This window comes from Streptomyces sp. NPDC079141, assembly GCF_040686775.1.
GTDB lineage: Bacteria > Actinomycetota > Actinomycetes > Streptomycetales > Streptomycetaceae > Streptomyces.
Genome location: NZ_JBFBLP010000005.1, coordinates 63,576 through 77,102, shown reverse-complemented (window position 1 = coordinate 77,102; position 13,527 = coordinate 63,576). Strand labels below are relative to the sequence as shown.

12 protein-coding genes and 1 pseudogene are annotated in these 13,527 nt (G+C 70.9%); 4 read left to right on the top strand and 9 right to left on the bottom strand.

Annotation, left to right across the window (positions count from 1 at the left end):
* Nucleotides 1-157 precede the first annotated feature (157 nt).
* A complete protein-coding gene (locus AB0Q90_RS17005; RefSeq protein WP_363161349.1) occupies nucleotides 158-1,081 on the top strand; it encodes an NAD(P)-dependent oxidoreductase in 924 nt (307 codons plus the stop codon).
* Nucleotides 1,082-1,551: 470 nt separating this feature from the next.
* Nucleotides 1,552-2,463 (top strand): annotated as a pseudogene (locus AB0Q90_RS17000) (RNA polymerase sigma-70 factor); the annotation flags it as partial.
* A 69-nt stretch (nucleotides 2,464-2,532) separates the two neighbouring features.
* On the opposite strand, the gene AB0Q90_RS16995 reads toward AB0Q90_RS17000, so the two are convergent.
* Nucleotides 2,533-2,874, bottom strand: a complete 342-nt coding sequence (locus tag AB0Q90_RS16995; RefSeq protein ID WP_363161350.1) for a helix-turn-helix domain-containing protein — start codon at nucleotides 2,872-2,874, stop codon at nucleotides 2,533-2,535.
* A 63-nt stretch (nucleotides 2,875-2,937) separates the two neighbouring features.
* Between AB0Q90_RS16995 and AB0Q90_RS16990 the strand changes: the two genes are divergently transcribed.
* A complete protein-coding gene (locus AB0Q90_RS16990; RefSeq protein WP_363161351.1) occupies nucleotides 2,938-3,822 on the top strand; it encodes an NAD(P)-binding domain-containing protein in 885 nt (294 codons plus the stop codon).
* Here AB0Q90_RS16990 and AB0Q90_RS16985 read toward each other — a convergent pair.
* The 7 genes from AB0Q90_RS16985 to AB0Q90_RS16955 all read right to left on the bottom strand — a co-directional run bounded on the left by AB0Q90_RS16985 (nucleotide 3,791) and on the right by AB0Q90_RS16955 (nucleotide 12,014).
* Nucleotides 3,791-4,288 (bottom strand): HAD domain-containing protein, encoded by a 498-nt coding sequence (locus tag AB0Q90_RS16985; RefSeq protein WP_363161352.1) that lies wholly within the window; start codon nucleotides 4,286-4,288, stop codon nucleotides 3,791-3,793. The two genes, AB0Q90_RS16990 and AB0Q90_RS16985, sit on opposite strands and share 32 nt — an antisense overlap.
* Before the next feature lie 15 nt (nucleotides 4,289-4,303).
* Nucleotides 4,304-6,301: an ATP-binding domain-containing protein gene (locus AB0Q90_RS16980; RefSeq protein WP_363161353.1), complete on the bottom strand. Its 1,998-nt coding sequence runs from the start codon at nucleotides 6,299-6,301 to the stop codon at nucleotides 4,304-4,306.
* Nucleotides 6,302-6,341: 40 nt separating this feature from the next.
* Nucleotides 6,342-6,956 (bottom strand): TetR/AcrR family transcriptional regulator, encoded by a 615-nt coding sequence (locus tag AB0Q90_RS16975; RefSeq protein WP_363161354.1) that lies wholly within the window; start codon nucleotides 6,954-6,956, stop codon nucleotides 6,342-6,344.
* Nucleotides 6,957-6,990: 34 nt separating this feature from the next.
* A complete protein-coding gene (locus AB0Q90_RS16970) occupies nucleotides 6,991-9,084 on the bottom strand; it encodes an aminoglycoside phosphotransferase family protein (RefSeq protein ID WP_363161355.1) in 2,094 nt (697 codons plus the stop codon).
* Nucleotides 9,085-9,315: 231 nt separating this feature from the next.
* Nucleotides 9,316-10,209, bottom strand: a complete 894-nt coding sequence (locus AB0Q90_RS16965) for a GntR family transcriptional regulator (protein WP_363161356.1) — start codon at nucleotides 10,207-10,209, stop codon at nucleotides 9,316-9,318.
* A 177-nt stretch (nucleotides 10,210-10,386) separates the two neighbouring features.
* Nucleotides 10,387-11,106 (bottom strand): HAD family hydrolase, encoded by a 720-nt coding sequence (locus tag AB0Q90_RS16960; protein WP_363161357.1) that lies wholly within the window; start codon nucleotides 11,104-11,106, stop codon nucleotides 10,387-10,389.
* A 29-nt stretch (nucleotides 11,107-11,135) separates the two neighbouring features.
* Nucleotides 11,136-12,014, bottom strand: coding sequence for a winged helix-turn-helix domain-containing protein (locus AB0Q90_RS16955; RefSeq protein WP_363161358.1), 879 nt, complete (start codon nucleotides 12,012-12,014; stop codon nucleotides 11,136-11,138).
* A gap of 151 nt (nucleotides 12,015-12,165) precedes the next feature.
* Here AB0Q90_RS16955 and AB0Q90_RS16950 point away from each other — a divergent pair, with 151 nt between their 5' ends.
* Nucleotides 12,166-12,354, top strand: coding sequence for a hypothetical protein (locus AB0Q90_RS16950; RefSeq protein WP_363161359.1), 189 nt, complete (start codon nucleotides 12,166-12,168; stop codon nucleotides 12,352-12,354).
* A gap of 35 nt (nucleotides 12,355-12,389) precedes the next feature.
* On the opposite strand, the gene AB0Q90_RS16945 is transcribed toward AB0Q90_RS16950, so the two are convergent.
* Nucleotides 12,390-13,292, bottom strand: a complete 903-nt coding sequence (locus tag AB0Q90_RS16945; protein ID WP_363161360.1) for a GntR family transcriptional regulator — start codon at nucleotides 13,290-13,292, stop codon at nucleotides 12,390-12,392.
* Between the last annotated feature and the right edge of the window lie 235 nt (nucleotides 13,293-13,527).

Genomic DNA, 13,527 nt, shown 5'->3' with positions numbered 1-13,527 from the left:
CGCTAACTATTGCAAGCACGTGCTTGCAAAAGTGCGCCACGTCATGTCGCGGCCGCCGATCCGCCGATGTCACATCCGGCCGGGCCGGTTCGTCCCAGTGTTCAGAGACGGACCGATCGTGCGGCGACGGACCGACGGAACCGGGAAGGTGAGGGACATGCGGGTGTTCGTGGCGGGTGGCAGCGGAGTGCTGGGGCGGCGGCTGGTGCCGCAGCTCGTGGCCCGCGGGCATCAGGTGACGGCTACGACGACGGACCCGGGCAAGCTGGAGCTGCTGCGGCAACTCGGCGCCGAGGCGGTCGTGATGGACGGGCTGGACCCGCTGTCGGTCGGGGCGGCGGTGGCCGAGGCGCGGCCGGACGCGATCGTGCACCAGATGACCGGTCTCGGCCGCGGCAAGCCGGACATGCGGCACTTCGACCGGTTCTTCGCCACCACCAACCGGCTGCGCACCGAGGGGACGGACCATCTGCTGGCCGCCGCGGAGGCGACCGGCGTGACCACGTTCGTCGCGCAGGGCTTCGGCAGCTTCAACGGCATCCGCGAGGGCGGCTGGGTGAAGACCGAGGACGACCCGCTGGACCCGCTGACGGGAACGGCGCTGGAGCCGATGGTGGCGGCGGTGCGCCATCTGGAGGACGCGGTCGTCAAGGCCGGCGGCGCGGTGCTGCGGTACGGCGCGTTCTACGGCCCGGGCGCCACCGACGACCAGGTCGAGCTGATCCGCAAGCGGCAGTTCCCGCTCGTCGGACGGGGCACCGGCTACAGCTCCTGGGTGCATCTGGACGACGCGGCGAGCGCCACGGTCCTGGCCGTGGAGCAGCACGCGCGGGGCGTGTTCAGCATCGTCGACGACGAACCGGCGCCGGCGAGCGAGTGGCTGCCGTATCTGGCGAGGTGCGCGGGCGCCAAGCGGCCGATGCGGGTGCCCAAGTGGCTGGCCCGGCTGCTCGCCGGGGACGTACCGGTGGTGATGATGACCGAGGGACGCGGCTTCTCCAACGCCAAGGCCAAACGGGAGCTGGGCTGGGAGCCGCACTACCCCTCATGGCGCGACGGCTTCAGGAAGGCGCTGGCATGACAACGGGAGACGCCGGCACGACCGCCGGAGGCGTCGGCGTCGACGTCACCACGACAGGCGCTGGCGCGAGCGCGGAAGGCACCGGTGCCACCACGGAACACGCCGACGCAACCGCCGAAGGCACCAGCGTCACCACGACAGGCGCCGGCACGAGCGCGGATGACATCGGCACGACCGCCGGAGGCGTCGGCACGACCGCCGGAGGCACCGGCGTCGCCACGGAACACGCCGACGCAACCGCCGAAGGCACCAGCGTCACCACGACAGGCGCCGGCACGAGCGCGGATGACATCGGCGCGACCGCGGAAGGCATCGGCGCGACCGCCGGAGGCGTCGGCACGACCGCCGGAGGCGTCGGCGCGACCGCCGGAGGCGTCGGCACGACCGCCGGAGGCGTCGGCACGACCGCCGGAGGCGTCGGCACGACCGCCGGAGGCACCGGCGTCGCCCCGCCAGGCGCTCGTACGACCACCCGTACCGACGACTTCGAGGACCTGCGCCCGCTGCTGTTCGCGATCGGCTACCGGATCCTCGGCAGTGTGAGCGAGGCCGAGGATGCGGTGCAGGAGAGCTGGCTGCGGTACGAGGCCTCGCCGACGCCGCCGGTGTCGCCCAAGGCGTTCCTGTCCGCCGTGGTCACCCGGATCTCGATCGACGTGCTGCGCTCGGCGCGCGTCCGGCGGGAGACGTACGTCGGGCCGTGGCTGCCGGAGCCGCTGCTCACCGACCCGTACGAGGATCCGGCGCGGTCGGCGGAGCTGGCCGACTCGCTGTCGATGGCGGCGCTGTTGCTGCTGGAGCGGCTCAGTCCGCTGGAGCGGGCGGTGTTCGTGCTGCGGGAGGTGTTCGGGTACGGCTTCCCGGAGGTGGCGTCGGCGGTGGGGCGGTCGGAGGCGGCGTGCCGTCAGCTCGCGGTGCGCGCCCGGCGCCACATGGACGAGGGCCGCCCGCGCTTCGAGGCCGACCGGCAGGAGCGCGAGGAGCTGGCGGCACGGTTCTTCGACGCGCTCCGGGAGGGCGACGTGGACGGACTGCGGGACCTGCTCGCCGCCGATGTAGAGGCGGTCGGGGACAGCGGCGGCAAGGCGCCGCAGCTGGCCAGGGACATCGCGGGCGCCGAGCGCGTGGCCCGGGTGCTGGGCGCGTTCTTCCCCCAGCTGCTCCGGATCGGCGTGACGCTGGAGCGGCACGAGGTGAACGGCCAACCGGGGGCGGTCTTCCGCGACCGGGAGGGCCGGATCCTCAACGCCCTCGCTCTCGATGTCGCCGACGGACGGATCCGCGCCATCCGCTCGGTCAACAACCCCGACAAGCTCACCCACATGGGCCCGGTCGCGGACGCCTGGGCGACCTTCGGCGAGCTGAAGAAGGCCCGCCACTGACCTTGAGTACCCACCTTTTTGTGGGTACTTGGCAGTGCGCGGCCCGTGCGTGAGGCTGGACGCAGGTGATCAGGAGGCCTCCGCCAGCCGCTCCAGGCGGCGGTGGCCCCAGTCGGAGAGGGGGCCGAGGAGTTCGGAGAGTTCACGGCCGAAGGCGGTCAGCGAGTAGACCGTCTTCAGCGGGAGCACGTCGTACACCTCGCGGTGCACCAGACCGTCCTCCTCCATCTCGCGCAACGCCTGGGTCAGCACCTTCTCGCTGAGGCCCGGCAGCCGGCGGCGCAGTTCGCCGGGGCGGTGCGGGCCTGACTCCAGCATCCAGAGCAGGCTCGTCTTCCACTTGCCGTCGATCACGGCGATCGCGGCGGTCACTCCGCAGACGTTCGGGTCCTGAGCACGGCTGCGCGTCATCGTCGCCCCTTTTGTTACGAGTATTCACATACGCGAGTGTTCACATATGGGAGTTGAAGCAGCATGTCCACGTACGACGACCAGTCTGCCGTCACCGTTCTCGGACTGGGTCCGATGGGCCGGGCGCTGGCCGGCGCCTTCCTGGACGCCGGTGTGCGGACCACCGTGTGGAACCGCACGCCGGGCCGGGACACCGAGCTGCTGGCCCGCGGCGCGGTGGGCGCCGCCACGGCCGCGGAGGCGGTCGCCGCGAGCCCGCTGACCGTGGTCAGCGTGGTGAACTACGACGCCTCCGACGCGATCCTGCGCAAGGACGACGTCACCGACGCCCTGAAGGGCCGTACGGTCGTGAACCTGACCGCCGACACGCCGGGCCGAGCGCGGGACACCGCCGAGTGGGCCGCCGCGCACGGCGTCCAGTACTTGGACGGCGCGATCATGACGCCGACGCCCAGCATCGGAACGCCCGACGCGGTCTTCATCCTCAGCGGCCCGAAGGACCTCCATGAGCGGCACCACCCGCTGCTCTCCGTCCTCGGCGGCACCCACACCCACCTCGGCGAGGACATCGGCCGGGCCGCCGCCTACGACATCGCCCTGCTCGACATCTTCTGGACGGCGATGGCGGGCTACGCGCACGCCCTCGCGGTGGCCCGCGCCGAGGGCGTGAGCGCCCGCGAGCTGACCCCCTTCGCGCAGGGCATCGGCGCGATCCTGCCGCCCCTGTTCGAGGAGTTCGCCAAGGACGTGGACGAGGGCACCTACTCCGGCGAGCTCAACCCGATCACCTCGGCGGTCTCCTCCATGGCCCACATCGTCCACACCTCCGAGTCCCACGGCATCGAGGCGAGCGTGCTGCGCGCTGCCGAGGGCCAGGCCCGCCGGGTGATCGGCCTCGGGCACGGCGGGGACGGCTTCATGCGGGTCGCCGAGCTGCTGGGCCGCTGATCCACTCCGCCAGCACGGCGAAGTCCGCGTCGGTCAGCCCGTACCGGTGGTCGACGCGGTGCAGGAGGGCGGGCGCCGGGTGCCGGTCCGCGACCCAGTGCCGGTCCACGTCGGTGATCTCGTCGTCGACCCAGACGAAGGGCCGGCCGGCCGCGCGGGCGAGGAGGGGCCGGGTCTTCCAGTGGAGCCCGCCGCGCTCCTCGGCGTCCGCCGGCCACTCCACCCGGGGCAGCTCCGGCAGCCCGAGCCAGGGCGCCAGCCAGAGGTTCGCGTCGTCCGTCCAGGTCGTCGCCCACACCAGTTCGCAGCCCAGGCCGGCCAGCCGCGGCCCGAGCGCGGGATCGACCCGGTCCAGCAGCGGGTGGGCGGCGGTCCGGGGCAGCCCGGCGGGGGCCCGGTGCACGGGGTACGGCCCCGGCGCCCCGAAGGGGATCAGCGTCCCGTCGATGTCGAGGAAGAGAAGCATCACCCCCAGGGTCCCTCAGAACGGCAGCCCCCTGGCATGCACCACGTCCAGCCGCGACACCGCCCGGGTCAGCGCCACGTACAGGCGGTGCAGGCCACGGGGTTCGGACTCCGCGATCGTCCTCGGCTCCACGACGACGACATGGTCGTACTCCAGACCCTTGGCGAGGCTCGCCGGCACCACGGTCAGCCGGTCGGTGGGGGTGAGTGCCGCCCGCAGGCGGGGTACGTCCGCGTCGGCCGCGACGACACCGACGGCGCCCTCCCGCGCGAGAGCGTCGCGTACGGCGGCCACGACCGCCGCGGGCACCTCGTCGGCCGGCGCCCGCCGCAGCGTCAGCTCGCCGTCCCGGCGCAGCGAACGGGCCGCCGGCACGTCCACGTCGAGGCGGGCGAGCAGCCGGTTGGCCAGTTCCGCGACGGCCGCGGGCATGCGGAAACCGGTGGAGAGCGGCACCAGGGCCGCGTCCGGCTTGCCCAGGTGACCGAGGAGCGTCCGCCAGGACCGTGCAGCCCACGGTGTGGTGCCCTGGGCCAGATCGCCGAGCACGGTCAGCGACCCGAAGGACGCCCGCCGTGCGATGGCCCGGCACTCCATCGGGGAGAGGTCCTGCGCCTCGTCGACGACGACATGGCCGTACCCCTCCGGGTGCTCGATCAGCCCGGCCAGTTCGTCGAGCAGGACGAGGTCGGCGGGCGACCAGCGCGCCGACTTCCACGACCGCGGTGGCTTCGTCCACAGCAGCGCCTTCTGCTCGTCGGCGTCGAGCAGGCCGTCGGCCGCCGCCGCCAACTCGTCGGGCCCGGTGAGGAGTTCGGCGAGCACCTCCTCGGGCCGCACCCGCGGCCACACCACGTCGACGTATCCGCCGACGCCGCGCGGTCCGCTCATCCTGCGCACCCAGGCGTTCGGCTGGAGTCCCGCCCGCCGCTCGGCCTGTCGCCGCAGGCACTCCACGGCCCGCGTCCGCACCCGTTCCCGCCCGACCCCGTACGGCAGGTCCTCGGCACGCACGTCCCGCACGATCCCCGTCAGCTCGCGGGCGTCGACCCGCCAGCGGTACGAGCCGTCCGGTACGACGAGCGAGTCGCCGTTCGCCTCGTCCACGCGCGCGTACAGCGCACGGCGCAGCACGCGCGCCATGCGGGCGTCGTGCTTGAGGGCGGCGGTCCGGTCGTCGTCGGTGCCGGTGGCGGGGTGGCGGGCGATCTCCTCTTCGAGGGTCGACTGGCGCACGCCGGTCTCACCGAGGGCCGGGAGCACCTCGGAGATGTAGGAGAGGAACGTGCGGTTGGGGCCGAGGATCAGCAGGCCGGAGCGCTGGATGCGCTGGGGGTGGGTGTAGAGGAGGTAGGCGGCGCGGTGCAGTCCGACGGCCGTCTTGCCGGTGCCGGGGGCGCCCTGGACGCAGATGGAGACGCCGACGTCCGCACGGACGAGGTCGTCCTGCTCGGGCTGGATGGTGGCGGCGATGTCCCGCATGGGGCCGACGCGGGGCCGTTCGATCTCCCGCGCGACGATCTCGCTGACCTGGGACTCACCTCGCCCGAGGTGCTCGTCCTCCAGCCCGGTGAGGTCGGCGGAGTCCCCGCGGCTGCCCGGCGCCCAGCCGAACCTCCGCCGTACGGCGACACCCTGCGGGTCGTGGGCGCCGGCCTGGTAGAAGGCGCGGGAGACGGGGGCGCGCCAGTCGACGACGAGGGGCGGGGCGGCGGGGTCCTCGGTGATCCGCAGCCGGCCGACGTGGTAGCGCTGCCCGGCGTGGGGGCCGGTGCCGAAGTCCAGCCGGCCGAAGAACAGCGGGCCTTCGGGCAGTTCGCGCATCGCCTTGGCGCGGCTGCGCAGCCGGTACCCGAGGACCTCGGCGTCGGCCCCGGAGGCGGAGACGTCCTCGCCGACGACGACCTGTTCGTCGGCGTCGGCGGCCATGGCGGTGAGGGCGGCGCGGCAGCGGTCGTGGTGGGTGCGTTCGTGGTGGAGGGCGTCCTGGAGGGTGGGGTCGGCTGACGTCATTCCACCGAGCGTACCGAATAACGTAACCGAGTTAAATTTTTTACCGTGACTCACTCAGTCGTGGCAGCCCCGCCTCCAGCAGCCCGAACGCCCGCTCGGCGGCGGCCACCGCGTCCCCCTTCACATCCGCCACGCTCTCCCCGCCCGCGATCCGCCGCCAGTTCTCCTGCGCGAGCACCCGCTGCACGGCAATGACCTGCCCCGCGGCCAGCCGCGCGTCCAGATCGCCGCCGAGCGCCTCCGCGAGGGCGGCCTCGGACCGCTCGAAGTAGCCGAACATCCGGGCCATCAGCGAGGGAGTCCCGTACAGCAGGGAGTGGAAGGCGAGCACCTGCGGATGGTCATTGAGCCCCGTGATCGGATCGCACCGCTCCAGCCCGTCCAGGAAGTGCCGCCGCAACGCCGCCACCGGCGTCGGCCCCTCCCCCACCACCCGCGCGGCCTCCCCCTCGTGATCGGCGATCCGGTACAGGACCAGGTCCTCCTTGGCCGGGAAGTACCGGAACAGCGTCGGCTTGGAGATCTCGGCGGCCGCGGCGACCTCCGCGACGGACACCGCGTCGAACCCCTTCTCCAGAAAGAGCCGCACGGCGATGTCCGACACGGCCTCGTACATCCGCCGCTTCTTGCGCTCCCGCAGGCCGATCTCGCTCATGGGTCGAGCGTACGCAGTGCGTCCGCCCGAGGGCTCAGGCCTGCAGCAGGCGCGCCAGATACCGGTTGGAGGTCTGTCGGGTGCTCAGACCCAGGGCGGCCCTGGCCGCGTTCAGGGTCATCGGGTACGAGGACAGGGCGCGCTGCACGTTGGGCGCGTCCAGGGAGGCCCGGGTGACCAGCCGGTCGAGGTCGATGTACGCCGAGCGCACGATCTCGATCCAGCGGTACAGCCTTCGGTCCTCCTCCCAGCCCTTGGTGGAGTCCGGGGGAAGTCTGCTGCTCCACAGGGCGTACATGCGCTCGCGGATCGACGCCTTGACCGGTGTGAGGTGTATGTGGCGCACCAGGTCGTACAGCGGGTCGCCGATCATCGCCATCTCCCAGTCGATGATGGTCAGCTTCCCGTCGTCGTGCAGCACGATGTTCCAGGGGTTGAGGTCGCCGTGCAGCAGGGAGGCCTGCCGACGGGTCACCCGGTGCCGGCCGAGGATGCCTGCCAGCCAGCCGCTGTCGGGCAGCCCGAGTTCCCTGGCCGCGACCTTGGACTCGGGGGGCAGCGAGCCGACCAGCCGGACCAGTTCGCCGCTCAGCCGGGTGTAGAAGTCGCGCCGGTCGTGGTCCTCCACGAGCTCCTCGTGGTCGACCAGGGTCAGCGCGACGAGCTGCTCCACCAGCTGGTCGGCCTCACGGCGGCTCAGTCCGTCCACCGGATGCCGGGGCGACCGGTCGGCCGAGGCCGGGCCTTCGTAGGAGTGGATCGCGAACTGGTCCCTGAAGTTGCTGGTGCCGAGCGCGAGGACGCGCGGGACCCGCACCCGCGTCTCGGGTGACTTCTCGATGGCCCTGAGCACCGCGTGCTCGTCGAGGAAGCCGCGTTCGCGCCGGGTCTGCGAGGCCACGGCCCGCCGGACGACGACGGGGAAGTCAGCGCCTTCCACCTGCACCACGGTGTTGAGGTGGGTGGCGCCCTTGAAGACACGGGAGGCGGGGGCGGCACCCTCGGCGTCCAGGGCCCGGTGCACGGCGGAACGCGGGAAGTCCAAACGTTCCGGCACACGTTCGTCGGGATCCCAGCTGATGGGCGTGACCCGGCGGACGATCTCGGTGCGCGGCCCGAGTGCGGAGGCCCACCAGCGGAACAGGATCCGCTCGATCTCGACCGCCTCCGGCACCCGGGCCAGGCGCAGGGGCCCCGCGGCGGCCACCACGGCCCGCTGCACCTTTCCGGCCGCCACCTCCAGCTTCTTCGTGTCGAGCGCATCACCGAGCTCGCTCGCCGCGCGCATCACGTCCGGGTAGACGGACTGGGCGCGCTCGAAGGCGATGTAGTGCCGCAGATCGCGGCCGAGACCGTTGACCGCCTCGGGCCGCCTGACCTCCTCCATCGCCTGCGCCCAGCGGTCGATCACCTCGTCCCACTGGTGCTCGGGGTACTGCATGCGCACCAGGTGGGTGGCGAGATCGTGCAGCGGGTCGCCGTATCCGGCCAGCTCCCAGTCGACGCAGATCAGCGGCGGGTCGTCGCCGTACGGAAGGATGACGTTGTCGCGGTGCAGGTCGGCGTGCAGGAGGCTGTGGGGGCGGCGGCACAGGGCGGGGACCCGCTCGGCGTAGCGCATCATGGCATCGGCGGGGATGCCCAACGACGCGAACAGACCGCCGAATACGGCCCAGTTGGGCAACCTGATCTGCCGCTCGGCCTCCTGGGCGAGGGCGCGCAGATAGCCGGCGCTGTCCTTGCCGTTGCGCGGCCAGTGCTCCGCCAGCGACGGCAGCCTGTCCTTGCGGACCTTCGTCAGCCCCGCCATGAAACCGGTCAGCGCCGTGACGAGGTGGTCGTCGACCGGCTTGCCGTTCGGGCAGACGACGGAGAGCGCCATGCCCTCCGCATAGCTGTACACGGAGGTGCCGCGGCCCCAGTACAGGCATTCCGGCGCGTGGGGCACCTGGCCCGACAGCGCCTGCAGGAGTGCCGCCTCGTCGGGCCAGGTCCTGATGACCACGGGCAGCGCGTCGGTGCGGCGCGTTCGCACGGTGACCAGCGTGCCGGGTTCCCGTTCGACCAGCCGGGCCATCGGTTCCGTGAGAGGGGCGGTGTGGTTCAGGTTGTGGTGCCCTTGCGTCACCGTCCCCTGTCTCCGGGCGCCGTCCACGAAACGGGTGAACGTGTCCCGGTCCGCGCACCTGAGCGAGGAAGGACTGGGCACCTGATGAAGGCCCACTGGCCGCTCCTGATTCCACGGGGAGCTGGAAAGGTGGAGACACATTAGTCCCGAGTGAAGACACCCACGACCGGAACCCCCTTCAGGACGACTGGAGTGACCGGTCGAGCGCTCCGACCGCAAGAGACAACGCGCTCATACGTCCGTTGTCACGTCCCCGACGCCCAATTTGTTCCACACGGAGTCGAACCAGGCCTGCATGCTCTCGACGAAAGCGGAGTCCTTGGACGGTCGTTCGCCGTCGCGGACGAAGTGGGTGAGGGGGGATCCGAGGCCCAGTACGTCGAGCACGGGCAGCTCGGTGTCGTCCTCGAACACCATCCGGCGCTCCACCAGCCGGTACGGCCCGAACAGCACGTCGTCGCGGTTGAGCACGTAGAGCTTGAACGCGGGTGTCAGCGGCACTCGGCCGACCCTCACCTCGACGGACGGCACGAGACCGTCGGCCCGCAGCTCCCGCAGCACACTCCGCAGGGTGGACAGGTGCCGTCGGGTTATGGCCCGAAGCCGCTCCTGGGGACGCGCGTCCCCGGAATTCTCCAGCGCCCGGGGGTAGGCCAGCAGGAGGTTCTCGGACGGCACCAGAATGCGGACGCTGATTTCCCGGGGGATGTCCTTCCCCTCCGCGTGCCGGGCCCTGATCAGCCCCGCCTGGACCTGGAGATGAGCGGTCAGCGACTGCGAGGTCAGGGTGAAGACGTCCAGGGTGACCTTCGGCCGGCGGAACGCGGCGTCGAGCCGATCACCCAATTGGGCTGCTGCCTGGACGCCGGTACGGCGTGCGGAGGACGGGCCCCGAACCACCCGGGTGCCGCTGCCCTGCCGGGCCTCGATCCAGCCCTCCCCGGCGAGCATCCGGAGCACCTTCTGCACGGTGTCCCGCGAGACACCGAACTCCTCGGCGAGCTGACGCTGGGTCGGCAGGGAGCTGTTGTGCGGGTACCGACCGCCGGACAGCCTCGACAACAGCTCGTCCGCGACGCGCTGGTACGCCTGCCCGCCTCCGTCACCCGCCTGCCCTGAGGACATACGCCGACCGTACCTCGGCTCCCCGCGCAGCAAACCAATTCCAGTCATATTGGCGGGCCATGAACCTCGGCGTTAAGGGATCTCAAGCCGAGGGCACAACCAATACACGGCAACCAGTCCAATTGGACGGCAAGTTGAACGCCCCCATCCGGATGGGAAGAAAGGGCGAGGCCAATGTCAGACCTGCTCCCGGATCACTCGCAGCAACGACCACAGCGACCCCACGACCGACGTGGCCCCGGCGTCCCGCAGCAGCTTCTCCTTGCGTCCGTTACGCGCGTAGCCCAGGAACGGGACGCCGGCGCTCTTCGCGGCCTCGTAGTCCGAGGGGGTGTCGCCGATCATGAGGGCCGCGGTGGGGGCCGAGCCCGTTGCGTTCAGGGCTCGGTGGAGGCAGTGGGGGTGCGGTTTGAGGTGGTGCAGGTTCTGGGTGCGGCCGTAGATGTGCGGGGCGAAGCAGCCGTCGAGGCCGCGGCCCGTCAGATAGGCGCGCACCACCCGCGGGGAGTTGTTCGTGACCACGGCCAGCCGCGCGCCGACCGCCGTCCAGGTGCGGATCAGCGGATCGGCGTACGGCGTCGGCATCGCGGAGGACGTCGCCCGCAGCTCCTCCTTGGTGAGACGTTCCTCCAGCTCGGCCACCAGGTCACTGCCGGGGTGCCGGCGGTCCACGGCGCGCAGCACGACGTGCGGGTCGAGGGTCTCGCGCTCGCCGTCCGTCAGCAGACCGTGCAGACCCCGCCCCTCCAGCCACTCCACCAGGTCGGTCGCCACCCGCTCCGCCGCGTGACCGGCGAACAGGCGGCAGACCGGCCCGTCGAAGTCCCACAGCACCACTCGGGCGTTCCTGATCAGATTCCGGAGTTGCTCCGTGTCGTTCTCGGTCTCGGCTGCCACCGGTTCAGTCTGCTTCGTATCAGAAGTCACTAGGAGAGTGTCAGGTCCGTCGTGATGGTTTCCCAGAGGGCGTCGAACCACTTCTGGGATTCCTCCACGAAGGCCCCGTCCCGCTCCGCGGCCTGCTTGGCGAAGGAGAAGAGGAGGGACTGGGAGCCGAGGGAGTCGTACATCTCCAGGGTCTGGCTCTCGTACTCCTCCGCCCGCTCGGTCAGCACGTAGTAGCCGATCAGCGCCTCCTCGCCGTTGAGCAGGTACAGCTTCACCGGCGGGGTGAACGGCAGGGCGCGGTAGGTGACATGGACGTCGATGCCGTGCGTGGAGCGTACGGCCTGGAGGTTGTGGCGCAGCACCTGCGCCTGGGCGTTGCGCATCTGCAGCCAGCGCTTGTGCACCGGATCGTCCTCGCCATGGCCCTCGACCAGGCGGGGGAAGGCCAGCGTGATCTTCTGGGAGGGCAGCAGAATGCGTACCTCGATCGACTCCGGGTGGATCTCGCCCGCATGGATCCGGCGCAGCGGCTCGCCCAGGGCCAGCATCAGGGTCTCGGCGGTGTGGCAGACGACGTCCACGCGCACATGGCGGGCGGCGAACGCGTCCACCAGACGGGGGGCGAGCCCGACCATCGTCGGCTGCGGCTCCCCGCGCGGCGCGGGCGGCGCGGCGATGCGCGGCGGGCTGCCCTTGCTCACGTTGCTGAGCAGTCCGTCCTCCTGGAGAGCGCGCAGGGCCTGGCGGACGGTGCCGCGCTCCACGCCGAACTCCTCGGCGAGCTCGGCCTGGGTGGGCAGGCGGTCTCCCGCCTTGAGGTCTCCGACGCGGATGCGTTCCCGCAGGACATCGGCGATCTCCTGGGGCGTGAGCCTTCTGCTGCCGTTCACTGCCACGTTCTCCTGGGTCACAACCAAACGCTACAACTCCACTCCATCTACGTGGAGTTGTTTGGTACTTGTTTATAAGTAGTAACCAAGTGGGGACAACATAATCAGAGTTGGTACCAACTTAGCCGAGTTGGCGGAATCTTTGGCTCAAGTTGGAAAACCAGAAGGGGGAACCATCGTGCCTGTCCTCGCCTTCCTCGCCGCAGTCTTCGTGATCGGCTTCGAGCAGACCGTAGAAGTGAAGTACGGCACCAGCGGCATCATCGGTCTGCTCCTGCTCACCATAGGCATCAAGGCCAAGAGCCCGGCGTTCAGCTCCGCCGGGGCCATCGTGCTCGCGCTCCTGGTCTCGGGGCCCGCCCTATGACCGAACCGTGCAGGGATCAACCGCTCTGGGGGCGATCAGCTCGTGAACATGAGCTCCGAACTGATCGTCTCCCACAGCGCGTTGAACCACAGATGGGACTGCTCCACGAACGTGGTGTCGCGCAGCCCGGCGCCCTGCTCGAAGGCGAACAGCATGGACTGGGTGCCCTCGGCGTCGTACATCTCCAGATGCTCGTGGTCGATCTCCTCCTCGCGGCGCATCAGCGTGTAGTACGCGAAGAGCGCCTCCGCGCCGTTGAGCAGGTAGAGCTTCACCGGCGGGGTGAAGGGCAGCGCGCGGAAGGTGACGTGCACGTCGATGCCGTGCGTGGCCCGCAGGGCGAGCAGGTTGTGCTGGAGGACCTGGCCCTGGGCGTTGCGCTGGGCGAGCCAGTGCCGGCGCAGCCGGCCGGTGGCCGTGATGTCCAGCGGGGCCGGGAAGGCGAGGTCGATGTGGCGGCTGGGCAGCAGGATGCGGACGTCGACCTTGGCCGGTTTCAGCTGTCCCGCGTGGATCCGGCGCAGCGGCTCACCGATGGCGAGGGTGAGGGAGATGGAGGTCAGGCAGAGGGCGTCGATCTCGACGTGCGGGGCGGCGAATGCCTCCGCTATCCGGGGCGCGAGGGCCACCATCGTCGGCTGCGGCGGCGCTCCGGGGCCGGTCAGCGCCCTGCCGGGGTCCAGGGCGACGGTCGCCGGGCTGCCTTTGGAGACGTTGGTGAGCAGTTGCTCCGACTGCAGGATGCGCAGCGCCTGGCGTACGGCTCCGCGCTCGACACCGAACTCGTCGGCCAGCCTGGCCTGGGTCGGCATGCGCTGGCCGGGCCGCAGTTCGCCGGATCTGATCCGGGCGCGCAGCACGTCGGCCACGTCACGGTGGGACTTCTGTGGCCGCTGCGACCTGTCCCGCCCATTGACGGAGGCGTGTTTCGGGTCCACGGCAAAACGGTACAACTTCCCGCCATCTTTGGGCAGTTCACGGGAAGGTGGTTATGAGACGCTTCCAAGCGGTCATAAGTACAGTGAAGTTGGTCGCCAACTTGAGCAACATGGTCAACCTTTTGGGGGGTTGGCGATCCGAGGCCCAGAATCCGGCTGGCCGGGCTCCCTTCCGGAGGGGAGCCGGGAGCCCGGTCAGTCTGCACCACCGCACAACAACCACAACTGAAGAGCA